Source organism: Rhizobium skierniewicense Ch11 (assembly GCF_023757665.1).
Lineage (GTDB): Bacteria > Pseudomonadota > Alphaproteobacteria > Rhizobiales > Rhizobiaceae > Agrobacterium > Agrobacterium skierniewicense.
Genome location: NZ_RXPG01000006.1, coordinates 1 through 25,135, shown reverse-complemented (window position 1 = coordinate 25,135; position 25,135 = coordinate 1). Strand labels below are relative to the sequence as shown.

Annotated in this window: 23 protein-coding genes; 8 read left to right on the top strand and 15 right to left on the bottom strand. The window is 57.4% G+C overall.

What is annotated here, in order from left to right:
• Nucleotides 1-49: 49 nt before the first annotated feature.
• The 5 genes from EKM04_RS06340 (at nucleotide 50) to EKM04_RS06320 (ending at nucleotide 7,347) form a co-directional block, all read left to right on the top strand.
• Nucleotides 50-1,624: a VOC family protein gene (locus EKM04_RS06340; RefSeq protein ID WP_183897466.1), complete on the top strand. Its 1,575-nt coding sequence runs from the start codon at nucleotides 50-52 to the stop codon at nucleotides 1,622-1,624.
• Nucleotides 1,625-1,669: 45 nt separating this feature from the next.
• Nucleotides 1,670-4,441 carry a DUF2339 domain-containing protein gene (locus EKM04_RS06335; protein WP_183897465.1) on the top strand — a complete coding sequence of 924 codons (2,772 nt, stop codon included), beginning with the start codon at nucleotides 1,670-1,672 and terminating at the stop codon, nucleotides 4,439-4,441.
• A 55-nt stretch (nucleotides 4,442-4,496) separates the two neighbouring features.
• Nucleotides 4,497-5,138: an HD domain-containing protein gene (locus EKM04_RS06330; protein WP_183897464.1), complete on the top strand. Its 642-nt coding sequence runs from the start codon at nucleotides 4,497-4,499 to the stop codon at nucleotides 5,136-5,138.
• A gap of 7 nt (nucleotides 5,139-5,145) precedes the next feature.
• Nucleotides 5,146-5,988, top strand: coding sequence for an MOSC domain-containing protein (locus EKM04_RS06325; RefSeq protein ID WP_183897463.1), 843 nt, complete (start codon nucleotides 5,146-5,148; stop codon nucleotides 5,986-5,988).
• A 132-nt stretch (nucleotides 5,989-6,120) separates the two neighbouring features.
• A complete protein-coding gene (locus EKM04_RS06320) occupies nucleotides 6,121-7,347 on the top strand; it encodes an MFS transporter (protein WP_234911033.1) in 1,227 nt (408 codons plus the stop codon).
• A gap of 4 nt (nucleotides 7,348-7,351) precedes the next feature.
• Here the strand turns inward: EKM04_RS06320 and recO are convergent, their stop codons facing one another.
• The 11 genes from recO to rpoZ all read right to left on the bottom strand — a co-directional run bounded on the left by recO (nucleotide 7,352) and on the right by rpoZ (nucleotide 16,266).
• A complete protein-coding gene (gene recO, locus EKM04_RS06315) occupies nucleotides 7,352-8,089 on the bottom strand; it encodes a DNA repair protein RecO (protein WP_183897461.1) in 738 nt (245 codons plus the stop codon).
• Nucleotides 8,090-8,157: 68 nt separating this feature from the next.
• Nucleotides 8,158-8,514 (bottom strand): response regulator, encoded by a 357-nt coding sequence (locus EKM04_RS06310; protein ID WP_174152539.1) that lies wholly within the window; start codon nucleotides 8,512-8,514, stop codon nucleotides 8,158-8,160.
• Between the two features lie 151 nt (nucleotides 8,515-8,665).
• Nucleotides 8,666-9,418 (bottom strand): Crp/Fnr family transcriptional regulator, encoded by a 753-nt coding sequence (locus tag EKM04_RS06305; protein ID WP_174152538.1) that lies wholly within the window; start codon nucleotides 9,416-9,418, stop codon nucleotides 8,666-8,668.
• A gap of 78 nt (nucleotides 9,419-9,496) precedes the next feature.
• Nucleotides 9,497-10,444 (bottom strand): GTPase Era, encoded by a 948-nt coding sequence (era, locus tag EKM04_RS06300; RefSeq protein ID WP_174152537.1) that lies wholly within the window; start codon nucleotides 10,442-10,444, stop codon nucleotides 9,497-9,499.
• Nucleotides 10,445-10,455: 11 nt separating this feature from the next.
• Nucleotides 10,456-11,175, bottom strand: coding sequence for a ribonuclease III (rnc, locus tag EKM04_RS06295; protein ID WP_183897460.1), 720 nt, complete (start codon nucleotides 11,173-11,175; stop codon nucleotides 10,456-10,458).
• Nucleotides 11,172-11,918, bottom strand: coding sequence for a signal peptidase I (gene lepB, locus EKM04_RS06290; RefSeq protein WP_174152535.1), 747 nt, complete (start codon nucleotides 11,916-11,918; stop codon nucleotides 11,172-11,174). The genes rnc and lepB overlap by 4 nt, the downstream gene beginning before the upstream one ends.
• 121 nt (nucleotides 11,919-12,039) lie before the next feature.
• Entirely contained in the window at nucleotides 12,040-12,444 is a 405-nt protein-coding gene (acpS, locus tag EKM04_RS06285; protein WP_174152534.1) for a holo-ACP synthase, read from the bottom strand.
• The gene (locus tag EKM04_RS06280) at nucleotides 12,441-13,040 is read right to left on the bottom strand and encodes a DUF2062 domain-containing protein (RefSeq protein ID WP_183897459.1); all 600 of its coding nucleotides are present in this window, start codon (nucleotides 13,038-13,040) and stop codon (nucleotides 12,441-12,443) included. Before EKM04_RS06280 ends, acpS begins: the two co-directional genes overlap by 4 nt.
• A 125-nt stretch (nucleotides 13,041-13,165) precedes the next feature.
• A complete protein-coding gene (locus EKM04_RS06275) occupies nucleotides 13,166-13,312 on the bottom strand; it encodes a DUF3563 domain-containing protein (protein WP_174152532.1) in 147 nt (48 codons plus the stop codon).
• Between the two features lie 190 nt (nucleotides 13,313-13,502).
• Nucleotides 13,503-15,737 (bottom strand): RelA/SpoT family protein, encoded by a 2,235-nt coding sequence (locus EKM04_RS06270; RefSeq protein WP_183897458.1) that lies wholly within the window; start codon nucleotides 15,735-15,737, stop codon nucleotides 13,503-13,505.
• A gap of 133 nt (nucleotides 15,738-15,870) precedes the next feature.
• Nucleotides 15,871-16,266, bottom strand: coding sequence for a DNA-directed RNA polymerase subunit omega (gene rpoZ, locus EKM04_RS06265; protein WP_045231783.1), 396 nt, complete (start codon nucleotides 16,264-16,266; stop codon nucleotides 15,871-15,873).
• Nucleotides 16,267-16,541: 275 nt separating this feature from the next.
• Between rpoZ and EKM04_RS06260 the strand changes: the two genes are divergently transcribed.
• Together EKM04_RS06260 and EKM04_RS06255 are read left to right on the top strand one after the other, a co-directional pair.
• On the top strand, nucleotides 16,542-17,114 hold the full coding sequence (locus EKM04_RS06260; RefSeq protein WP_174152530.1) for a LabA-like NYN domain-containing protein: 573 nt from the start codon (nucleotides 16,542-16,544) through the stop codon (nucleotides 17,112-17,114).
• A gap of 295 nt (nucleotides 17,115-17,409) precedes the next feature.
• Nucleotides 17,410-19,446 carry an HWE histidine kinase domain-containing protein gene (locus tag EKM04_RS06255; RefSeq protein WP_174152529.1) on the top strand — a complete coding sequence of 679 codons (2,037 nt, stop codon included), beginning with the start codon at nucleotides 17,410-17,412 and terminating at the stop codon, nucleotides 19,444-19,446.
• A 27-nt stretch (nucleotides 19,447-19,473) separates the two neighbouring features.
• Here EKM04_RS06255 and smpB read toward each other — a convergent pair whose 3' ends face one another.
• On the bottom strand, nucleotides 19,474-19,956 hold the full coding sequence (gene smpB / locus EKM04_RS06250; protein ID WP_174152528.1) for an SsrA-binding protein SmpB: 483 nt from the start codon (nucleotides 19,954-19,956) through the stop codon (nucleotides 19,474-19,476).
• A gap of 107 nt (nucleotides 19,957-20,063) precedes the next feature.
• The gene (gene dapA, locus EKM04_RS06245) at nucleotides 20,064-20,948 is read right to left on the bottom strand and encodes a 4-hydroxy-tetrahydrodipicolinate synthase (protein ID WP_183897457.1); all 885 of its coding nucleotides are present in this window, start codon (nucleotides 20,946-20,948) and stop codon (nucleotides 20,064-20,066) included.
• Nucleotides 20,949-21,332: 384 nt separating this feature from the next.
• Between dapA and EKM04_RS06240 the strand changes: the two genes are divergently transcribed.
• Nucleotides 21,333-23,405, top strand: a complete 2,073-nt coding sequence (locus EKM04_RS06240) for a lytic transglycosylase domain-containing protein (protein ID WP_183897456.1) — start codon at nucleotides 21,333-21,335, stop codon at nucleotides 23,403-23,405.
• 161 nt (nucleotides 23,406-23,566) lie between these two features.
• On the opposite strand, the gene EKM04_RS06235 is transcribed toward EKM04_RS06240, so the two are convergent.
• Entirely contained in the window at nucleotides 23,567-24,682 is a 1,116-nt protein-coding gene (locus tag EKM04_RS06235) for a porin (protein WP_174152525.1), read from the bottom strand.
• 191 nt (nucleotides 24,683-24,873) lie between these two features.
• Nucleotides 24,874-25,135, bottom strand: a 262-nt coding sequence (locus tag EKM04_RS06230) for a hypothetical protein (RefSeq protein ID WP_252094046.1), incomplete at its 5' end; no start/stop codon positions are given.

Here is a 25,135-nt window from a genome sequence, read left to right as displayed (position 1 = left end):
ATCTTGACGGCCGACGAAAATAGGCGACCAAGTGACAGAGGAAGCATTCATGACGTCTCCAGGTGGCATTCACCACATTACGATGATTACCCGCAAGGTGCAGGCCAACGTGGATTTTTACGTCGGCTTTTTAGGTCTGCGGCTGGTGAAGCAAACCGCCGGTTTTGAAGACGCGATGCAGCTTCATCTGCTTTACGGAGATTACGCCGCATCGCCCGGATCTTTGCTGACATTCCTCGTTTGGGAAGACGGCGGGCAAGGCCGTGTCGGTTATGGCCAAACGCTGGACGTATCGCTGGCCATCGATCCCGCCAGCATTGGCTTTTGGCTGACCCGCGCGCTGTCTGCAGGTGTTCGCACCGAAGGTCCGATGGAGGAGTTCGGCGAACCCGTCATCCGCCTGAAGGACCCTGATGGCATTATCCTCAAAATGGTCGGCACCCAAGCCTTTGCAGAGGCAGTTCCGCATGAGGCGCCCGGCATTCCTGCCGAACACGCGATTCGCCGCATTCGTGGCGCGACCGTGCTGAGTGAAGTGCCGGAGGAAACCGAAAGCTTTCTGGCGCGGCATTTCGGATATAGCCGGGTGCGCCAGCACGGCGCCATCCGGCGCACGGTGTCCGCCTCCGGTGATATTATCGACGTGCGCGACGCGACCGGATTCTGGTCCAGCGCCCCCGGCACCGGCACGGTGGATCACATCGCGTTCCGCGCGGCGGACCTGGACGCGTTGAATGACACATTACAGGCGCTGAAGTCGCTCAATTCCTCACCTACCAACGCGCATGATCGCAAATATTTTTCGTCGCTCTACGTCCGCGAACCGGGTGACGTTCTGATCGAAATGGCGACGGATGGTCCCGGCATGACGATCGATGAGCCGGAGGATACGTTGGGAGAGAAGCTCTTCATACCGCCACTGTTCATGCAGGATGAAGAGGATGTGCGCGTGGCGCTACCACAATTTTCCCTGCCCGGGAACGAGCGCATCATCTACCGCGACCTGCCGTTTGTGCACCGCTTCTACACACCGGCAGAACCGGATGGCAGCACCATCATCCTGCTTCATGGCTCCGGTGGCAGCGAAACCAGCCTGATGTCGCTGGCCCACACGGCCAGGCCACGGGCCACGCTGCTCGGCGTGCGAGGGCGGAGCACCGAAGAAGACATCGCCCGCTGGTTCAGGCGCTTTTCCGATCTGCGTTTCGACGAAAAGGATATCGCCTTCGAAGCGGAAGCCTTCGCCACCTTTCTGGAGGAGGCCATTCATGTCTACGATATCGACCCGAACACACTCAGCTTTATCGGCCATTCCAACGGCGCCAATTTCCTTGCCGCCGTCTGCGCGCTCTACCCGAACGCGGCCAGAGATGCTCTGCTCTTGCGCCCTATGCCTGTGCTGGAGCACTGGCCGCTCGCCGACCTCTCAGGGAGGCGCTTTACGCTTGCAGCCGGGGAAACGGACCGACACCGCGACAGCGCCGATGCTCTCAAGCAGCATCTTGTGGACAACGGTGCAGAGGTGCAGTTGACGCTTCTGCCCCATGGCCACGACCTGGGAGTGGAAGACGTGGAGCTGGCCAAACGATGGGGCAACGCGTTGTCCACAGCCAGACTTGCGTAATCATTCGGAAAAGGCTTAGAAAACAGGATCATATTTGGGGTTCTTATGACCGCGTTCCTGTTGCTTCTCATCGTCGGCTACATCGTTGCCTTCTTCTACACGCTCAATGCCAGCATCAAAAACTCCAGACGGCTAGAGGTTGTCGAGGCGGAGCTGAAAGCGTTGAAAGCGCACGTCGCAGAAGGCGGGATGTTGGTTTCCGAAACTGCGCAAGAGCAGGCCTTGGCCGTCGACGACGAGTTGACCGCAGGTGCGGCCTCGCCAGAGACGGGGCAAGACCAAACTGCCATAACCGCACAGGCCGCGGCAGATGAGACAACACCGAAGGACGCAGCTGAAACCTTCACGCTTCCGCCTGCTTTCACAAGCCAGAAAGAGAGTTTCGAAAGCCAGCTCGGTGCCCGTTGGGCCGTATGGGCCGGCGGCCTTGCACTGGCACTCGGCGGTATTTTCCTCGTCAAATACTCCATCGAAAGCGGCTTGCTGAGCCCCGCCGTGCGACTGGCTATGGCCGGTATTTTCGGTCTTGTGCTCGCAGCAGCCGGTGAAGCCATTCGCCGCAAGGCCGTTCCCGGTATCGCTGCGGCCTACTCCAACGCCATGGTTCCCGGCATCCTGACGGCTGCGGCGTCGCTGACGCTGTTCGGCGTGATCTTTGCCGCCTATGGAATTTACGACTATATCGGCCCAACCACAGCATTCGCCGCGCTTGCGCTTGTCGGTTTTGGCACCATTGCCCTGTCCCTGTTGCACGGACAAGCGCTGGCCGGTCTTGGCCTTCTCGGCTCGATGATCACGCCGCTTCTCATTTCGACCGAAACTCCCAGTATCTGGGGGCTGTTCAGTTTTCTCACAGCCTCATGGGTTGCGACGGCGATAGCATCGCGCCAACAGCGCTGGCATGTCGTTCCGGCCCTTGCCAATGTCGGCTTGGGCTTGTGGGCCATCGGTTACATGTTGTATGCGCCGCTCATCGAGGCGGAACCCGTCATCGCCAGCCTGATCGCCATGATTGCCGGTTCGATCTGGATATGGCCCGGCGCGTATGCTGGCGCGCCACACAGGACAACCGTTTATGGCCCGCCTCTGGATCCTTCCCGTTCAGATCGTTATCGGGCCGTTGTGACGGAATTGCTGGGACGTCAGCCGACAAGCCTTGGCGTCACGCTGTCGCTCGCCATCGTGCTGCCGGCGCTTGCCTTCTCCGTCATCGAGACCGGCATAACGCTCCACCCAGCCTTTGCCATGGCGGTGCTCGTTTTGGGTCTGGCTGCCATCGGCGCCGGACGCAACCACGCCGTCTGGCCCGCCATCTTTGCTTCGCTGGCGGCACTTGGTTGCGCCAATCTTCTGGCAGGCTTCGGTGTCAACTACCTTCCGTCGCTGACTGACGGCAGCGCAACGCTCTCCGCTATCAGTATCAACGATGCGATGCAGGGACCTGTAACCCGGATCATGGGTATCCTTTTTCTGCTGTTTTCATGGCAGGCAGTCCGGAGCAAGACGTCCCGAGACCCCTCCTTTGGCAGTCTCTGGGCTTTCATCGGCAGCGTCGTTCCGCTGGGTCTTGGCATCATAAGCTTTGTGGAATATGGCAACCTCACCCGCGACTGGCTGCATGCCGCCTACGGTCTGTCGATTGCGATGGTACTGCTGGGGGGAGCCTATCGGCTTGACCGGAGACAGGATGATGCGTTTACCGCGCCCGTGAATGTCATGGTCATCGGTTCCTTCCTGGCGCTCTCCTTTGCGGTTCACACGCTGACATCGGGTCTCGCCACCACCCTTCTCATCCCCATCATCGGCTTTGCCTATGTGCTTGCCGCACAGCGCATCTCTTGGGCGGCGTTGCCGTGGACCATGGCCCTTGCCTGCCTCTTCGTGCTCGGCCGGATCGCCTGGGAACCCACCATAGTCGGTCCACAGAACCTGGGCACGACACCGGTCTTCAACGCGCTATTGCCCGGTTATGGCATCCCGGCCTTGCTGGCCATTGCATCCGCGTGGCTGCTACGGAACTGGCCGGGGACGCGGGTCAAGAACTTCCTGCAAGCGATTGCAAGCCTCATGGCGCTTCTCGCCATCGCCATTCTCGTACGCCATGCCATGAACGGTGGCGTCTTGAACACCGCGGCACCGACGCTGGGGGAACAGTCGATCTACACGCTGCTGACCATCGGCATGTCCGGGGTTTTGATGACGCTGGATCTGAAAAGCCCAAGCCCTATCTTCCGGTACGGCTCCATGGTGGCGGGCGTCGCCGCCATGTTCAACGTGCTGCTTGCGCATTTTTACAGCCTCAACCCTTACATGACCGGCGAAAACACGGGTCCATGGCCGTTCTTCAACCTGCTGCTGATCGGATATCTGCTTCCAGCCTGCGCCTATGCGGGACTGACCTGGTATGCGCGCGGGAAGCGTCCAGCCCTCTACGTCACGCTGCTTGCCTTGTCCGGCGCGGCGCTTGGTTTCGCATGGGCCACGCTTTCGGTTCGCCGCTTCTGGCAGGGCGAAAATATCGCCGAATGGAAGGGCTTCCTTCAGGGTGAGACATATACCTATTCGGTCGTCTGGCTCGCCATCGGTGTGCTGCTGCTCGTTCTCGGCTCCCGCTTTGACGCCAGGAGCCTGCGCCTCGCCTCAGCCGCGCTGGTGTTGCTGGCCGTCGCCAAGGCGTTCCTCATCGATATGAGCAATCTCGAAGGTGTGTTGCGCGCGCTGTCCTTCATCGGTCTCGGCGTGGTGCTGATCGGTATCGGCCTCTTCTACCAGAAGATCCTGACGTCGCGGTCGAAGCCGGATGAAGCGCAGGCGTGATGGCACCTGCGGTCCCTCGTCCTTAGATAGCAAGCGTTCAAACGGGAGGAATCACATGCAGGCGCAGGCTTTCGCACCGTTCGCGGAATTGGCTGAAACGCTGATGCCGCATGCTGCCGAAGGTGATGATGGATCGCATGATCTGGCGCATATCCATCGGGTCTTTCGCAATGCCATGCGCATTCATGACCAAGAGGGCGGCAGCGGTAGGGTTCTCGCGGCGAGCGTCCTTCTTCATGATTGTGTCGCCGTGGAGAAGAATTCGCCACTGCGCGCACAGGCATCACGGCTGGCGGCGGAAAAGGCATCCGGCATTTTGCGCGGTATCGGCTGGAATGAGGCCGATGTCGATGCGGTTTCCCACGCCATTCTGACGCACAGTTTTTCGGCCAATATCGCGCCCGAAACGCTGGAGGCCAAAATTCTCCAGGATGCGGACCGGCTGGACGCCATCGGCATGGTGGGTGCGGCGCGCTGTTTCTACATTGCCGGACGTCTAGGTTCTGCTCTCTACGACCCCGAAGACCCGTTGGCCAGGCATCGCCCACTAGACGACCGGCGCTTTGCAATCGACCATTTCGAAAACAAGCTGTTCAAGCTGGCAGATGGTTTCCAGACTGAAACTGGACGCCAGATCGCCAAACAGCGGCACGAACGGCTGCAACAGGTGCTCGACCTGTTTCTGGACGAGATATGAGGCCTACATGCGCATTACCGAACTCAACATCTACCCACTGAAAAGTGGGCGTGGCATCTCGCTTTCCGAAAGCTCCATCACCGCGCAAGGGTTGAAGGGCGACCGTCGCCTGATGCTCGTTGAACCCTCCGGGCATTTCATCACCCAGCGCGAAATGCCCGAGATCGCTACCATCTCTGTCGAAGCGAAAGAGAGCGGCTATCACCTTTCCATCGCGGGAACGGGGCAAATCATCGCCACACCATCGCAACGTCGCATGGACGTGACGGTCTGGAAATCGGTGGTCGATGCGGCTGTTGCTGATGATGATGCCAATACGGTGCTCTCGGGCTGGCTTGGCCGGGATATCAGGCTGGTGTTCTTCGACGATCAGTCCGAGCGCAGTGCCAGTCTCGACTGGACCGGTAACGAGACGCCTGTCACCTTTGCCGATGGATATCAGATCCTTCTGACCACCACGGCATCCCTTGCCGCCCTGAACGAAGACATGGAAGCCCACGGCGAAGGCAGCGTTGGCATGGAACGCTTTCGTCCCAACATCGTCCTCGATACCGATGAGGTTTGGGCAGAAGACCGTTGGACGGCCATCGAGATCAACGGCATCCGCTTCGATCTCGTCAAGCCCTGCACCCGCTGCATCGTCACCGCGCAGGATCAGCAAACCGGGTCGCGTGAAGCGCCCTCCCCGATGAAAGCCATGGGGCGCATCCGCATGTCCGCAGATCGCCGTGTCCCTGGCGTCCTGTTTGGCTGGAACCTCACTCCACGTGGGCAAGGATCGATTGCCGTGGGTGATGTTGCGAACATCGTGGATGAACGCGCCGAGACATGGGCATTGAAAAAGCGCTGACGCGGTTGCGTTCGACGGTTAGATCCAAATCATTTCCCACAAGCATCAGTCGCAGTGATGGACCAGTCAAGAAAAGTGGTTGGCGAAGGGAATGCGCTGGCATTAATGTGTCGAAATCGCCGGGGAAAAAACATGCCGACCACTACGCGCTCGCCTATCGCCAATCCCATGCCGTGGCTCATCATCACAGCTGGCTCGCTGATTGCGGTTCTGACCTTCGGGCCACGTTCGGCGATGGGGTTTTTCCAACTGCCGATGCTGGCCGATACTGGGTGGGATCGGTCGACCTTCGGTTTTGCGATGGCGTTGCAGAACCTGTTCTGGGGCCTTGGGCAGCCGTTTTTCGGTGCGCTGGCTGACAAATACGGGACTGGCCGGGTGCTGGTGCTTTCGGGCCTGATCTATGCTGCGGGCCTTGTCTGCATGTCGATCGGCACCTCGCCGCTGTGGTTGCATCTGGGCGGCGGCGTCCTCGTCGGACTTGGTATTGCAGCAGGCTCTTTCAGCGTGATCCTGTCTGCCTTTGCCCGTCACGTCACGCCGGAACAGCGTACCATGGCGTTTGGTATCGGCACGGCCGCAGGGTCTGCCGGCATGTTTGTCTTTGCGCCGATCAGTCAGGGATTGATTACCGCCTATGGATGGTCCGACAGTCTCGTCTGGCTGGGTGCCATGATGCTGATCGTACCGCTTCTGGCGTGGCCGCTGCGTGGCAACTCCTCGTCCGGCACACAATCCCAGGCGCAGTTTCAGCAGACGGCGGGACAGGCCTTGAAGGAAGCGCTCGGTCACAAGAGCTACCTGCTTCTCGCCACCGGTTTTCTCGTCTGCGGGTTTCAGGTGGCTTTCATCACCGCTCATTTTCCCGCTTATCTCGGCGATATCAGCATCGAGCCCCGTTATGCCGTCATTGCCATGGCGTTGATCGGCTTTTTCAATATCGCCGGCTCGCTCGGCGCAGGCTACATCGCACAGCGATATTCCAAACCCTATCTCCTCGCCTACATCTATATTGGTCGCTCGATTGCCGTCACCGCATTCCTGTTGCTGCCGCAATCGCCCGTGTCGGTCATCATCTTTGCCGCCGTCATGGGCGTTCTCTGGCTGTCCACGGTGCCGCCCACGAATGGCCTCGTCGCCATCATGTTCGGCACGCGCCATCTCGGCATGCTGGGTGGCGTGGTGTTTCTGTCGCACCAGATCGGCTCTTTCCTCGGCGTATGGCTGGGCGGCTTTCTCTACGACACGTTCGGGTCTTACGATGTGGTCTGGTGGCTGGGCGTTGTCATGGGCCTGTTTGCCGCTGTGGTGCATTGGCCGATTGAGGAGCGCGCCGTCATCCGCCCTGCGGTCGCGTAAGTGATCAGCCCGCTTTGTTCAAAGCCTTCAATGCCGCCTGCACGAAGCCGTCGCGGGTGGCATTTTCGTTGAGGCCTCGCGGCTCGTAGACGTGTCTGTGCAGGAAATGTCCTGTCAAACGGAAAGCCGCTGCAAGGCTTTCGCAATCCGCCGCCTTCGAGTTTTCCTTGCTCAGAAATTCAGGCAACGCCAGCATACGGGCGGCATAGGGCGCACCGGCGCCTCTGGACACCGCCCTACCCGTCTTGGGAGAAACATAGATCAGGTCGTTGCGAAGACCCGTTGCTGCGCATTCGTCGAGATCGAGCCCGAAACCGAGATCGTTGAGCACGGCTAACTCGAATCGGACGAACAGTTCTCCCGCGTCGGCGGGATCGGAAAGATTATCGAGAATCACATCCAGCGCTTCAAACAGATGTGGATGCGGATCCCGTTCAGGCAGCAACCGTAAAAGTGCCGCCATGGCCTGGACGCCGTATACAGCGGTCGCCGTTTCCATCAATTGCGCTGCACGCAATTGCAGCGGTTCGATCCGGTATTCACCCAGATGATCATCCAGCCGCGCGCGCCAGATGACGTCAACGCGATTTCCCGGCTGGAGAACCGGCTGCATGCTGCGGGAGCGGCCCGAACGGACAAGGCCGAGATGCCGGCCACGGGTGCGCGTCATAAGCTCGGCGACGACGCTGGTCTCCCCGTGGCGCTTTACACCCAGAATAATTGCGTCGTCCTGCCACTGCATGGATGGTTTGCTCGATCCGCCGGTACAAAGCGCCGTTATAGCCTATCCGGCGCAAAAGCGCTTGCGTTTCACGCGCTCATGATGCGTGTGACGAATGTTTTCAGCTCGACTTCACCAAATGGTTTATCCAGAAGGTGGGAATCGGCAAAGTCCGGCGGGAAGCCGCTGGTATCCCCGTAACCGCTGACGAAGCCGAAGGGAATCGAGTGCTCTTTCAAGTGGCGAGCCAATTCGTAGCTCATGCCATCCGAGAGGCTGACATCCAGAAGGACACAGTCAGGCCGAGCCTGCAGAAGCGACTCCTTGGCCTGATATAAAGTCGTAGCAATATCAATGGTGTTAACGCCCATGGCCTGAAGAGACGTTTCAACGTCCATGGCAACCAGATATTCGTCCTCTACGATGAGAACCCGTTGAGGCAACATTTTTTATCTTTCTCCGGCTGCAAACAATACCACAGCATCAAAAAAATCCGTGAACATTCACAGAACCAATTTCTATGACATCGCAGATCGCCTCTGCTGCGTCATTTAAAAAAGACATATCAAATTAGCCTGAGATTTAAATCAGGAATTTCTAAATGAACGGTCTGGCGTTGCGCGAATCGGCTTCCCAACCGGCGGTTTTTGCCAAACCAGCGTCATCAAGCACGATGCAACCCTTGTCTGTCCAGCGAATCAATTCGCGATCGGCAAGCTTGCGCAAGGTCTTGTTGGTATGAACGATAGACAATCCCAACGTATCTGCCACGTGCTGCTGCGTCACCGGAATAGGCCCGTTCTTTTCCAGAAGCCCGACCCTGACGGCCTTATTGTAAAGGAATGCCAGAAGATAGGCTGCTCGTTCCAACGCCGTGCGTCGTCCGATGCTGAGAAGGTGGTTGTCGAGCATGCGCTCTTCGCTGGCTGCAATCCAGGTAATGTCGTAGGCAAGCGAAGGGTGATCGGAAAACAGGCTGTTCAACCGGCCGCGTTCAAAAACGCAAAGGGTGATGGGAGACAGCGCTTCGACCGAATGCTGCATCTCGCCCATCACTGTTCCCTGCAAGCCGACGAGATCTCCGGGCATCAGATAGTTGAGGATCTGACGGCGACCGTCTTCCAGCGTTTTATATCGGAAGCCCCAACCCTGCAGAATCGTATAGAGATGCGCGCTATGGGAGCCTTCCATCAGGACGATCGCGCCCGGCTCCACGGAAAGCTCACCGGTCTTGAAGCGAGACACGAAATCCAGTTCCGGCGCAGAGAAATCTCGAAAATATTTGAGGCCACGCAAGGGACACTGTTCGCAAGGCGTGGTCGACATTCCGTTTGGCTTCCTGGGCGACATGATGATCCATAAACAACAGAAACGATAAGGCTTTCAGAGCATTCACTCGGCAACCGTTATCGGTACCGTCACAGATCATCAGTGCCTTGGAAACTCCAGGCCCATCTCGCGGAAGCGCTCCGGATCGTCACCCCAGTTCTCACGCACCTTCACGAACAGGAAGAGATGCACCGTCTGTTCGAGAATTGCCGAAAGTTCCTTGCGCGAGGATGACGAGATGGCCTTGATAGCATCGCCGTTCTTGCCCAGCGCGATCTTCTTCTGGCTGTCACGCTCGACATAGATGACCTGCTCGATGCGAACAGAACCGTCCTTGCGCTCTTCCCACTTTTCGGTTTCGACGTGGGATGCGTAGGGAAGCTCCTGATGCAGACGCAGGAACAGCTTCTCGCGGGTAATTTCGGCGGCAAGCTGTCGCATGGGAAGATCGGAAATCTGGTCTTCAGGATAGTACCACGGTCCCTGTGGCAGCTCGTCCGAAAGGTAGTTCATCAGATCGTCGCAGCCCGAACCGTTCGTGGCCGAAATCATGAAGGTGCGGTCGAAATTGACGATCTCGTTTGCGGCAGACGCCAGCTTCAGCAAATCCTCGCGCTGAACCTGGTCGATCTTGTTCAGGCAGAGAATCTTCGTCTGCTTCACGTCCTTCAGGCCCTCGAGAATCGTCTGAGCATCGCCTTTGAGGCCACGCTCGCTGTCGATCAGCAGAAGAATGATATCAGCGTCCTTGGCGCCACCCCAGGCGGAGGTGACCATGGCGCGGTCCAGACGACGGCGGGGCTTGAAGATGCCGGGCGTGTCCATGAAGACGATCTGGGCGTTGTTGTGGATCGCGATACCGCGCATCACGGCGCGTGTCGTCTGCACCTTGTGGCTGACGATCGAAACCTTGGCGCCCACGAGATGGTTGACCAGCGTCGATTTGCCGGCGTTTGTCGGGCCGATCAGCGCGACAAACCCGGAATGGGTCGGTCTGGTCTCAACGGTTTCTTGTGACGGCGTCGCGTCAAGCTCATGTTCGGTCATGGGGTATCCAATCAATTTGCGGCAGATGATTTCTGCCAAACGCCTTCGCGTTCCAATAATTTCGTCGCGGCCACCTGCTCGGCGGCGCGCTTGGAGCGATCAACGCCCGTTTCCGGCGCAACGCCGGGCACTTCCACCGTCACCGTGAAGCTTGGATCGTGGTCCGGTCCGGTGCGATCGTCAATCCTGTAATGCGGAGTGGCTGCAAATTTCGCATGCGCCCATTCCTGCAATTCGGTCTTTGCATCCCGTCGTCCGGCGTCCACGCGGGTTGCGCGCTCGGTCCAGTATTTCAGAATGAAGCTGCGGCCTGCTTCCAGCCCACCATCGATGTAAATGGCGGCGATCAGGCTTTCCACCACATCGGCGCGCACGTTCAGCATCGCCTTGCCAGTCAGCTTCTTGACGTCGGCACCGGTGCGAATGAAGAGATGCAGCCCCATTTCATCGGCAATGGCGGCGCAGGACTCGGCACTGACCAGCTGGTTCAGACGCACGGACAGCTCACCCTCGGTCGCTGTTCGAAATGTCGTAAACAGCAATTCCGCGACGCAGAGGCCCAGCACGCGGTCACCCAGAAATTCCAGGCGCTCGTAATTGCCGGTTTTTCCAGCACTCGCGCTTGCATGGGTCAAGGCCCGGTCGAGCCGGGCCTTTTCCTTGAATTCATATCCTATCAGGGCTTCGAGTCGGCCGATTTCGTCTGCCGAAAGAGGCTTCACCTTGCTCATTGAACAACCTTGAGCAGGCGATCCCAACGCATGTTGGCGGGCCAGTCCCAGACACGGCTGAACGGTGTGTCGTTGCCGAGCGAGAAGAAGATGACGCTGGCGCGACCGATGAGGTTTTCAGCCGGAACGAAACCGACATCGAAGCGGCTGTCCAGCGAATTGTCGCGGTTATCGCCCATCATGAAGTAATGGCCTTCCGGCACGATGAATTCACGCGTGTTGTCACCACGGGAGTCCGGAGACTGGTCGAGCGTGTCGAAGGTCACACCATTGTCAAACGTTTCGCGGAAGACAGGAACGTTTGCGCCGGGATCGGCACGATAATCCGATGTAAAGACGCCATCCGGCTGCTTGGGAACGGGATTGCCATTGATGAGAAGCACGCCGTTCGTCACCTGAATACGATCGCCCGGCAGGCCCACAAGACGCTTGATGTAATCAACTTCAGGGTTGGGCGGCAGACGGAAGACGACGACGTCGCCACGCTTGGGCTCGCTGAACTGAAGGATACGGCCGGAGAAGAGATCGGGAGAAAACGGCAGCGAGTACTTCGAATAGCCATAGGAGAACTTGTTGACGAACAGATAGTCACCCACCAGAAGCGTCGGCATCATGGAGCCGGACGGAATGGTAAAAGGCTGGAAAAGCACCGTACGGATAATCATGGCCAGGAGCAACGCCTGGACGATGACCTTGACATTTTCCCATAGGGCGCTTTGCTTCTTTTCAGCTTGTTCGGACACTTAGAGACCTGCCTGCTCGTTCTTCGATTTCGACGGACTTCTCTAGAACCTTTCATGGGCAAAGGGAAGCGTTTCCATGGCCTGTAGCAGGTCTAAACCGGTCTGGCACCGGAATTTGCGGTTATTTGGTTACCGCGACGGCCTCGATGATCACAAACGCCTGAGCATAGGGAAACTCGTCGGTGATGGTGAGGTGGATGACGGCATCATGTCCGGCGGGCAAAAGCTTGGCGAGATGCTCTGCCGCGCCATTGGTCAGCTTCATCGTCGGCTTGCCGCTCGGCAGGTTGACGACACCCATGTCTCTCCAGAACACACCTTGTGCCAGACCCGTCCCCAAAGCCTTGGAGCAGGCCTCCTTGGCAGCAAATCTTTTGGCGTAGGACGCTGCCCGGTTCTTGCGGCCATCGGACTTCTTCTGCTCGATATCTGTAAAACAGCGATGCGTGAAGCGATCGCCAAAACGTGTAATGGATGTCTCGATGCGCCTGATGTCGATGAGGTCGCTGCCCATGCCGATAATCATTCTGTCGTTCCTGTTACGAGATTGGCATCGGATTTGCGCGCGGCGGCATTGGCGATGTGCTGCACCAGCATCTGATCCTTGCGGGCTCTGAAGCCGCGAATGACCATGTAAACGCTGACATAGGCAACGCCCGCCGACAATGTTGCGGGTATCAGCGCGCCGATGGTCATCGGCTCCAGAACCGGTTGCCATAGCTGAAGAAAATTCATGTGGCTGAAAATCTGCGAGAAATCGACGTGGGACGATACGTTCTGGTCGCTGCGTCCCAGAAGCAGATGACCGAGCTCCCATGTCGAGGCCCAGATCAGCGGAAATGTCAGGGGATTGGCGAATGTCGTGCCGAGCGCGGCTGCGACAAGGTTGGCTCTGATCACGAAGGCGAGCGCCATGGCAATCAGGATATGAATGCCGAGAAAAGGCGTCCATGCGACTGCAACGCCCACTGCCACACCCGCCGCCACGGAGTATGGGGACGCCGACAGCCGCACGAGCCTCAGCTTCAGATAGCGAAGCGAACGGCGAAAGCCCATGCGCGGCCACAGAAGGGCCCGCAGTCTTTCAAGATGGCCAGCAGGTTTACGACGACGAAACGGCATGGGGCAAACTTATTGCATCGTCTCGATAACGCCAAGTGCGAAACCGCGGCTTACGTCCAGAGAGCGCATGTTTGAATGCGCTCGGACCTAGCTTCACACCGGAATAGCCGGTATGCATTTTTGCATTAACGGCGGAACATGCCGCGATCGACTTCGCGCTGGCGGAATTCGAGGTCGATCCGCGATACGGAGTCGCTCAGGTAATCAAATTCACGTTCCTGAACAGACTTGCCACGAACGGCGCGGGCTAGCTTGCGAATTGGTCCAAACATCTTCGTTTCCTTTTTGAGATAGAGCGGCCCTGCAACTGCAGATACTGTCCGGCGGGCCGTATGCTTGCTCTTGATTTCTGATGTGAAGATAGTTCGGAAAACGCTTCATGACTACAGACAGGACAAGGCCGCTGCTATGCGCCTTACGCATAACACCGGCCTCAGTGATGATAATTACAGCAATATTGCCTTAATCAAAGGCACGTTTGACGGTGGAAACACAGTCCAGGTCTTTCAGCTGGGAAAGCAACTGGCTCAACTGGCGCAAATCCCAGACCTCGATGTCGATGGCCAATTCGGAGAAATCAGTACCGATGCGCACCATGTTCAATCCGCGAATGTTCACATCAACCGTCGCGATGGATTGCGCGACCGATGCCAGCGTTCCCGGCTCGTTGAGCGCATTGATCATGATGCGCGCCATGAATCGGGATTTGTTGGCTTCATCCAGATCCCAGCGCACATCAATCCAGCGTTCAGGCTCGTCATCGAAGCGTTGCAATGCCGGCGACTGGATCGGGTAGATGGTGATGCCCTTGCCCTTTTCCATAATCCCGACGATGCGATCTCCCGGGACGGCACCTGCCGCACCGAAATGGACCTCGACATTATCGGACAATCCACGGATGGGTAGCGGGTCAGGGCCATCGATGACCTCGGCGGCGCCATCGTCCTCCAGCACGGAGCGGGATTTGCCCGGTATCTTGAAGATCATCCCGGAGGCGCTGCGCATATTGAACCAGCCATCGTCACCAGTCATCTTCACGGTGACGCGTTCGTCCTGATAATCGGGATAGACGGCACGAAGCACATCGAGAGACGAGACTTCGCCGCGACCGACGGCTGCAATCGCGTCTTCCACATCCTTCTGCGCCAGCCTGTGGAGGACGGGCTTCAGCCCTTCGCGAGAAAACTGCTTTCCGGCACGCTCGAATGTCCGCTCCAGGATGCGATAGCCAAGACCGGCATATTGTTTGCGGATGGCCATCCGGGTGGCTCGGCGAATGGCGGAACGTGCCTTACCGGTGACGACCACCTCTTCCCATGCGGCGGGCGGAACCTGCACGCCGGAGCGGATGATCTCGACTTCATCGCCATTGTTCAGACGCGTCACCAGCGGCATGATCCGGCCGTTGATCTTGGCACCAACGGTGGTGTCACCGATATTGGTGTGGACGGCATAGGCGAAGTCGATGGGTGTCGCACCACGTGGCAACGCAATCAGCTTGCCCTTGGGCGTGAAGCAGAAGACCTGATCCTGAAACAGTTCGAGCTTGGTGTGCTCGAGAAACTCTTCCGGGCTGTCTCCCTCCGCCAAAGCCTCGATGGTATGGCGCAGCCAGGAATAGGCGTTGGATTCCGGCGACAGCACGTCACCGTCGCGAATCTCCCCATCCTTGTAGAGCGAATGGGCCGCGATCCCGTATTCCGCAATCTCGTGCATGCGCTTGGTGCGGATTTGCAGTTCGATACGTTGACGCGAGGGCCCGACGATGGTGGTATGGATGGAACGATAGTCGTTCTGTTTCGGTGTCGAGATATAGTCCTTGAACCGACCCGGCACCACCCGCCAGCGTGTGTGCACGATGCCCAGCGCGCGGTAGCATGCGGGCAGATCCTGCACGAGAATCCGGAAACCGTAGACGTCCGAGAGCTGCTCAAAAGACAGAGACTTCGACTGCATCTTGCGAAACACGGAATGCGGCTTCTTCTGCCGTCCCTTGACGTAAGCGCCTTCGACACCATTGGCGACAAGCAACTCGCGCAACTCGTCCTCAATCTTCTTGACGAGGCCCTGATTCTGCTCTTCCAGACCCAGAAGACGCTTCGTAACCGTCTCGAACGCTTCCGGGTTCAGGTAACGGAACGACAGGTCTTCCAACTCGTCGCGCATGTCCTGCATGCCCATGCGTCCGGCCAGCGGTGCATAGATTTCCATCGTTTCTTCGGAAATGCGGCTGCGCTTGTCCTCCGGCATATGCTCCATGGTGCGCATATTGTGGAGGCGGTCAGCCAGCTTGACCAGGAGAACACGGACGTCGTCAGATATGGCAAGCAGCAGCTTACGCAGGTTTTCTGCCTGTTTGGCCTTTTTGGTAACGAGATCGAGCTTCTTGAGCTTGGTGAGCCCCTCGACCAGACGGCCAATGTCTTCACCGAAAAGATCGTCGATTTCTGCCCGCGTGGCGCTGGTGTCTTCGATGGTGTCATGCAGCAGCGCGACAGCGATGGTCGACTCATCGAGATGCATCTCGGTGAGGATGGCTGCCACTTCCAGCGGATGCGAAATGTAGGGGTCGCCATTGGCGCGTTTTTGCTGGCCATGTTTCTGCATGGCATAAACATAGGCCTTGTTCAGCAAGGCCTCATTTGCGTCAGGCTTGTATTTTTGAACTCGCTCGACGAGTTCGTACTGTCGCATCATGTATGGGATGCCCCGAAAAAGAAAGCGCGCCAATCGTTAGACCGGCGCACAATGTTGCATAATCTGCGTTCAGATTATGACGACAAAGCTTTACAGAGCGTAACTGGAGATATTTCCAGCACGCATCCACAAATCAATAATCGTCGTTCTTTTCAGGCGGCACAAGACCTTCGATACCGGCCAGAAGATCTTCTTCCGTCATCTGGTCGAAATTGACGGTCTCTGGCGCGTCGTCGTCTTCTGCATCGCTGGAGGAACCGGCGGCAGCGATCGAAACTGGATCGGGCTCTGGCTCGTCCACTTCCACATGCTTCTGCAGCGAGTGGATGAGGTCTTCCTTCAGGTCGTCAGGCGACAATGTTTCATCGGCGATTTCGCGCAGGGCAACGACCGGATTCTTGTCGTTGTCGCGGTCGATGGTAATCTGCGACCCTTGCGAAATCTGGCGCGCACGATGGCTGGCCAGAAGGACGAGTTCGAAGCGGTTGTCTACTTTGTCGATGCAATCTTCTACGGTGACACGGGCCATTGCCTGTCCTTTGCGGTCTTAATGTCGCGGATTACCCGTCCCGATACAGGCATTGGGCACTGATTTCAAGTTTTTCCTGAAAACCACTCTGAAAAGCACATCCAGCCGATTTCAGTCAATTGCGCAAAAATCACACTTAATTCATATAGGGGACTGGACGTGTGGTCCATGAGCCTTATATGAATGCTTAATAATGTACTGCATTAGGCGTCCGTTCGGTAAGCCATTATTGTGAGAATTATTGGCGGCCCCGTTGCCAGAAAGGATTTGATTTTATGTTCGACCCACGCGAAAAAATCGCGCTTTTTATAGATGGGGCCAATCTTTACGCTGCGTCCAAAAGTCTTGGATTCGATATCGACTATCGTAAGCTTCTGAAAGCCTTCCAGAAGAGAGGCTACTTGCTGCGCGCCTATTATTACACCGCGCTCATCGAGGATCAGGAGTACTCTTCCATTCGCCCGCTGATCGACTGGCTTGACTATAACGGCTACAAGGTCGTGACGAAGCCCGCCAAGGAATTTACCGACGCGATGGGTCGCCGCAAGATCAAAGGCAATATGGATATCGAGCTTGCTGTCGACGCCATGGAACAGTCCGAAACGGTCGATCATCTCGTGCTATTTTCCGGCGACGGGGATTTCACCACGCTGGTGGAAGCACTTCAACGTCGTGGCCGCAAGGTCTCGGTCATCTCCACCATGTCCACACAGCCGCCCATGATTGCAGACGATTTGCGCCGTCAGGCCGATCACTTCATCGATCTGCTGTCACTGAAGGCAGAAATCGGTCGCGATCCAAGCGAACGCACGCAGCGCTTTGTGGAGCCGACAGAAGCGGTCGACTAGGTTTAGAAAAATCCGGTTTTTCGGGCGTGGGCATTCGAAACGATGCCCGCGCTTTTTTACGTGCATCCGTGGTCTTTGTTTTTCACCACAGCTGAATCAATGGACCGACATCATCCTCGACCGGCCCTTCATCCTTACAACGGTCTATTGATAAATCATCTCTCCATTACATTCGAAAACAGTTTGATTTTTCATCTTTTTATGATGGTAATAGCCACACTTCGTGTATCAAATGAGCGACATGTCCGGCTCCTTTTCTGCCGGCGCGGCAACGTGATCAGCAGATAAAAGGCCAATGGAAGCGATTACTTCTGAAGAACAGCGTCGCTTGGCAGCGCTTGAGAGCTACAACGTCCTCGACACGCCGCGTGAACAGGACTTTGACGACATTGCAGAACTCGCTGCGGCCCTGTGCGATACTCCCATCGCTGTCGTCAATCTCATTGGCGATGGTCGTCAGTTCTTCAAAGCCGAAGTCGGCATGGGTGTCCGGGAAACGCCTCTCGACACATCATTTTGCGCTAAAGCAATCCTTGAGCTGGATTTTCTTGTCGTGCCCGATGCGACGAAGGATGCGCGTTTCAACTGCAATCCCCTTGTGACGGGCGCACCCCATATTCGCTTTTACGCCGGCGCCCTGCTGAAATCCGATGACGAATTACCAATTGGAACCGTGTGCGTTCTGGGCTACGAGGCCAAGGAATTGTCGTCCGCGCAAAAAAACGGGCTGCAAGCGCTTGCGCGTCAGGTCATGTCGCTGCTGGAGTTGCGCCGTAATCTCCACGCCATGTCCCACGACCTGGCACTGGAGCGACGACTTTCGGCAAAACGCAGACTGCGCGCCACCAAGGCTGATGCCAAGGCCGAAGAACTACTCGTCAATGACGCACGTTCGAAAGCAGCGCATGATGCGGGTCGGATCGGAATATTCGAAGTCGATATCGCCTCAAACGAGATGATCGTCTCTGAAGAGTTCTGTCGTATTTACGGGGTGCCAGTTCAGCGCCACTATTCGGTGCCGGTTTTTCAAAACCTCATTATTGATGAGGATAAGAAAATCGAATCCGAAGCGGCCAGTCGGGGCGATAGCACAGCGCCGCTCAGCGTTGAATACCGGATCAGGCGCGGCAACGATCAGCGGGTGCGCTGGGTGGCGCGTCGCGCGCAGTTCATCGAAGATGAGACTGGCAAACCGGCAAAGATGATCGGTATCATTATCGATGTCACCGATTCCAAACGCAAGGATTCCCGCATTGCCGCACTTCTAACGCTGGGCGACCGCCTGCGTGTTGGCAAGACGGTGGAAGACATCTCCCGTATTGCCTCAGAAATTCTCTCGGAAGGCCTAGCTGTCAATCGCGCCGGGTATGCGACGGTCAAGAGCGGCACGGGCAGCTTGCTCGTGGAATACAATTGGGTTGCAAACGGCGTCCCGTCCATTGCCGGTCCCCACAAGCTGAGCGACTTCACTGCGACCGTGGAACGGCTTGAGCTGGGCGACACGCTGGCCGTGCCGAACATCAACGCGGCAAACTGGCTGGACAACGACGCCGCATCCTATGCAGCTATCGGCGTGCGCTCATTTGTGAATGTCCCCGTCATCGACAGGGGAAGCCTCGTCGGCGTTCTCTTCGCGCATGATTCCAGGCCGCGTTTCTGGAGCAAGCTGGAGCTCGACTTCGCCTGGGGCGTTGCCGACCGAGCCTACGCTGCCATCGCCAGACTGAATGCGGAGTCCGAGCAGCAGCTTCTCAATCAGGAGCTCAGCCACCGTCTCAAGAATACATTGTCCATCGTGCAAGCCATTGCGGCGCAAACACTGCGCAACGTGACAGAAAAAGACGCCGTGGCGGCATTCAACGGGCGGCTTCATGCCCTTAGCTCGGCGCATGACGTCCTTTTACAGCAATCATGGTCTACGGCCCGGCTGCGCGATGTCATCCGCAAGGTCATGCATCTTCATGCAGACCCTGAGAGGGTCCTGATCTCCGGACCCGAAGTCCCCCTTGGTCCGAAGGCTGGCCTCTCCTTGTCTTTGCTCCTGCACGAGCTTGGAACCAACGCCGTCAAATACGGCTCGCTTTCCACCGATATGGGCGTGGTCGATATCAGCTGGGACGTTGCTCAAGAAGACGAAAAGCCCATGCTGACGTTGAAGTGGGAAGAAAAAGGCGGTCCGCCTGCCCGTGAACCGGCACGCAGAGGTTTTGGCTCACGCCTCATCCGCATGGGCATCGCCGGAACCGGCGATGTGGACAAGCGCTTTACAAACAGCGGCTTGATCGCAACGTTTCGAGCACCCTTGTCTCTGGTCATGGAACTTGGCGAATAGCAAACCGTCTTTGCAACCAATGCTGCCCTAGCTGACACTCCCCTTCAGGATGCGCGATTTCTGGCGGTTCCAGTCGCGCTCCTTCTCGGTCTCGCGCTTGTCGTGCAGCTTCTTACCCTTTGCCAGGGCAAGCTCGAGCTTGGCGCGGCCCTTGTCGTTGAAATAGATCTTCAACGGGACCAGCGTCATCCCTTCACGATTGATGCCAACACGCATACGGCCAATTTCCCGCTTGGACAAAAGCAGCTTGCGGCGACGACGTGGCTCGTGGTTGAAGCGGTTGGCCTGCAGGTATTCCGGCAGATGCGAGTTGATCAGCCAGATCTCGTTGCCCTCATCAGAAGCGTAGGATTCAGCGATATTCGCCTTCCCCTCACGCAGCGATTTGACCTCCGTGCCAGTCAGCACGATGCCTGCCTCGTATGTGTCGAGGATTTCATAATTGAAACGAGCCTTGCGGTTTTCCGCAACGATCTTGTTCACGACACGCTGACTGCCTTTGGGGGCCATTTTTCAATCCGTTTTCATTCACCCGCACACTGTCTGCGGTGCGCACTATGTAGGGACAAAGACGCCGAAAGTGAAGATGCGCCGGTGTGGGCGCATCTCGATGGAGATCAGTTGATGAGACCAGCATGTTTCAGCGCGGCATCGATCGCTGCCTGCGTTGCCGGTTCCAGCGTATCTATCAACGGTGAGCGCACCGTTCGGTTTCCGTTTCGGGTGCGCGAAAGCGCGTATTTGGTCCCGCAGACACCAGGCTCGATAAAGATCGCCTTATGGAGCGGCATCAGCTTATCCTGATATTCCAGTGCCAGCGCATAATCTCCGGCAAGCGTAGCTGCCTGGAATTCTGCGCACAGGCGCGGCGCGACATTCGCTGCAACGGAGATGCAACCAACGCCACCGTGGGCGTTGAAGCCCAGCGCTGTTGCGTCTTCACCTGACAGCTGGACGAAGTCCTTGCCACAGGCGATGCGCTGCTCGGACACACGATCGATCTTGCCGGTCGCATCCTTCACACCGACGATATTCTCATGCGCCCTCACCAAAGCACCCATGGTTTCAGGAGACATATCGATGACGGAACGCGGCGGGATATTGTAAATGATGATGGGGAGCGTGACCGCCTCTGCGATCGCGGAGAAATGGGCAAACAGACCCTTTTGTGTCGGCTTGTTGTAATAGGGCGTAACGACCAGCAGCGCATCCGCGCCGACTTCCTGGGCATGAAGCGCAAGCTCGATTGCTTCGCGGGTGTTGTTGGAGCCGGCACCAGCTATCACGGGAACCCGTTTTGCCGCTGTTTCCACGCACAGTTCCACAACCCGTTTGTGCTCGTCATGGGACAGAGTTGGCGATTCCCCTGTGGTTCCCACGGGCACGAGGCCGCTGCTGCCTTCGGAAATCTGCCATTCTACATGGGCGGCAAACGCCGTTTCGTCCACGGCACCTTCAGCGGTGAACGGCGTGATGAGGGCGGGAATGGATCCCTTGAACATGCAAAACTCCTAGCGGCGAGCCAGTCCATGCTTCAGCCGCATTCCATGATTAAAACAGCGTCACATTAGTGTGGGGCAAAGCGACCGACAAGCTGTGAAAAGCGCCTTTTGACGTGTTGAAAGCAAATAGTTTGGCCGAAACGACGACCAGATGCACGATGCAGCCAAGATAAAGGCGAAAGCTTGTAAAGGCGCGGCACTGACCTAAATTTGATCTGAAGCGATGGAGTTCGGTAAGGTTTCGTTAATGCTGAAAGCGGCTAATGGAAGACATGTTGTCCGCCCCGACACCGAGCCGGAAAATTCGGTTCGACGACAAGCGCGACGCCTGAACTTTAACTTTGCGTGGCCGACATCAGCCACCCTGACATCGCGAGTAGAGGCATGAAGAAAACAGCTTTTGGACTGTTGGCTGCGGGTCTTGCCGCAACGGTCTGGAGCGCTTGGGCGGGGCCATCATCCGATGGCATGCAACCCCTGCCCTACATGAAGCCCAACCCTCCCGCAGTTCCTGCGTTCCTGCCAGCCACCCCCGATGTGACAGGATCGATTATCCGGCCCAACAAGCCGCTTGATGTGTCGGATCTAAAAGCCGGGCTTGATGCCCTTTCGAGCCGTGATTCCACGCGGGCGATGACCATCCGCAACGCACTTCCCATGACCAGTCTGGACCGGCATATCCTGACATGGGCGATTGCGATCTCCGGACAAAGAGACGTGCCTTCGAGCGAGATCATCGCTGCCCAGAACGTTTTGCAGGGGTGGCCCGGAATAGCCACCCTTCGTGCCAATTCCGAACGCGCTATGCTGCGCGAAAACCCAGAGCCTTCTGAGGTTATCGCCTATTTCACAAAGACTGCGCCGGAAACGCCGGAGGGGACATTGGCACTTGCCGCGGCCCTCAACGGTTCCGGCCAGGCTGATCAGGCACAGACGCTCATCCGCCGTCTCTGGACAAGCGAAACCATGAATACGGGTCTCGAAGACCGTGTCATGGGCCAGTTTTCCGCGTTTCTTTCGGTTGCCGATCACAAGGCACGAATGGACTACCTGATGTACCGCGACCGTGTCGATCAGGCAAAACGCTTTGGTGATCTGGGTAAGGTGCAACCCCTCTACACCGCCTGGGCGGCCGTTCTGCAAAGATCGAAGACTGCGGCTGTGGCGCTCAACGCGGTTCCGGCCAACCTGCGCCAAGACCGTGCTTATCTGTTCGCACGCATAGAGAATCTTCGTCATCAACAAAAATACGAAGAGGCCGCTGCTCTCTTCGAGCAAGCGCCGAAGGACGCAGCCAAGCTGGGCGACCCCGGGGCGTGGTGGAACGAGCGGCGCATCGTTGCGCGTGGCGTCGCAGACCTCGGGGATTTCAAACAGGCGTACCATATCGTCTCCAACCATAATGCGACGTCACCGGTAGATATTGCCGATGCCGAATTCCATGCGGGTTGGTACGCCTTGCGCGCGCTGCAAGATCCTGCGTCTGCGACCAAACACTTCAACGCGCTTTTGCAGGTCTCCAACCGCCCGCTTTCAGCGTCACGCGCCTATTATTGGCTCGGCCGTGCCGCTGAAGCGGGCGGAGCGGGTGACGCGCGGGACTATTTCACCAAGGCGGCGGCCAATCCGGGCACATTCTACGGTCAACTCGCAGCGGCCCGAATCGGCAAGACAACGATTAACGTCACCTACCCCTCCCCGACAGACAGCGACCGGCAGACCTTTGCCGACCGTGAAGCCGTGCGCGCCATCGAGCGCCTGGAGGCTGCCGGTTACAGTTGGCGCGCCGATAGTCTCTATCGGGCTCTGGCCGAACAGATGGACAGTCCAGGCGAACTGGCGATCCTTGCGACCCGCGCAGAAGCCAACAACAACCATCAGGTTTCGCTTCAGATCGGCAAGACAGCTTTCAGCCGCGGCATCGATGCGGCCGCCCTTGCCTACCCGATGGGGGTCATTCCGGGCAGCGCCAACATTTCCGGCTCCGGTAAGGCCTTGGCTTATGCCATCGCCAGACAGGAAAGTGCCTTCAATCCCGCAGCCGTTTCTCCTGCCAATGCGCGTGGACTTCTGCAACTGCTGCCGGGGACGGCAAAAGGCGTGGCGAGCCGCCATGGAATGGATTTCATACAGGCGAAGCTCACCACGGATGCCGGTTACAACGCCACACTCGGCGCACATTATCTGGGCGAGCAAATCGACAGTTTCGGCGGCTCCTACATCCTGACCTTCATCGCCTATAATGCAGGCCCGAAGCGTGTTCCTGAATGGATTGCCCGCTATGGCGATCCGCGCGGCAAGCCCATTGACGATGTGGTGGACTGGATCGAGCACATCCCCTTCCCCGAAACCCGCAACTATGTTCAGCGAGTGATGGAGAACTATCAGGTCTACAAGACACGGCTGGGCCAGAAGACAGACATTGTCACAGATTTGCGCGATGGCAGACCCGGCTGATTTTGAAACAACGGCCCCGTAAAGCGAAAGCTCTGGAGTGATCCAGAGCTTTTTTTGTGGTCTGCATTCGACAGGACACGCCTTTATAGCGACCGATCCAAAACGAAAAAACCCGGCTCGAAAGCCGGGTTTTCCTGAATGACTTGGAAAGTCAGATCAGATTAGAAGTCGCGCTGAAGGCGAACGAAGCCAGTGACCTGATCGTCATTGTCGTCTTCGTCGTAGTAGTTAGCAGTAACCTTCGTTGTCAGGCCTTCGGTGATTTTGTAATCAACCGTTACGCCAGCCGTCCAAGCATCGCGGCTCGACCAGTCGTCACCACGGGTAACTGTGGATCCTGCTACGAATGCGCCGTTGGTGACAGTGCCGAGAACGACGTCGTCAGAAACGTTTGCAAGGTACTGAGCAGCTGGTGTGATTGTCAGCTTGTCGGTTGCCTTGATGGCGTATTCAGCAGCAACAGTCCACTCGGACAGTGCGTAGTAAGCGTTGCCGCCGGATGCCCAAACGCCAGCCAGGCCGAGTGTGCCAGGACCGATGTCAGCAAACATCATAGCGCGGATAGCGCCTTCTTCCTGGTCTACGTCGTAAGAGCCGATGACCTGAAGAGTGGCTGCGCCGAACTTTGCGCCAACGCCAGCTGTGATACCAACGTTGTTGTCGGCTTCCTGGGAGTAGATGTCGATACCTGGGAGACCAGAAGGACCAACGCGACGAGCGAGCTGGCTGTTCAGGCCTTCAAGTTCGTCAACCGAAACGCCAGCCCAGAACGAGCCTGCATCGTATGTGTAACGAATGGAGTTGAACAGGGTGTTGGAAGACAGAAGGTCTGTTTCGCCAGAAAGATCGTCGTCCCACCAGCTGTAGAACTTACCAACGCGCAGGCCACCAAGTTCGATGAATGCCTGACGAGCTTCAACGCCGGAGGAAGCTGCGCTGCCGCCGTCTGCATCGGCGCGGAACTCGATGAAGCCACGCAGTGCGCCGAGTTCGGTGTCTGTGCGTGTGTCAACGTTGAACTGGGCGCGTGTGAAGGAGTCCCAATCAGATGTGCCGGATTCGTCGCGACCGAAGTCTGTCTGGAAACGGATGTAACCGCCGAACTTCAGGCAGGTTTCAGTGCCTGGAATGTAGAAGAAGCCTGTGCCGAAAGCGTCGCAAACGCGAACGTATTCAAGTGGCTCAGGTTCTGCAGCGACGATGGCGTCTGCTGCCTGTGCGCCGGATACGGCTGCGAGTGCTGCAGCGGAGCCGATCAGAAAGCTCTTAATGTTCATGGTGACCTCCAAGTCAATTCAGTAAAGCAGCGGGTGGGAATGTTGCTGCTCTTGAACTGGATTAAAACCATTCGCGCAGAGTCGCGCAATCGTGATGCGAATGATTTAGCACTTCAACCGCGTCGTTGCCCTCATGCTGTTGCAAGTTCGACACAAATCAACCGCACGGCGGTCAAAGTGTTAATCAGCTCTTAAGAGACCGCTGACGTGTTTCGGGGAAAAATGCGCGGGGCCAACAGCCGCGGCAGGTCGAAATCAGCCGAAACGTCTACCGCTGCCCGTGATTCGCGAACCATGAGAATCAGTTCCAAGCAAATATTTTGAGTATCTGAACCGACTTGGTGTCGTGCAAACGAAAAAACCCGGCTCAAAAGCCGGGTCAGACTGCTGACAAACCCGCCGATTTTTGTCGGTGGGTTTTTGCGTTTTTGGGCTTCTCGTTCAGGTGGTGTT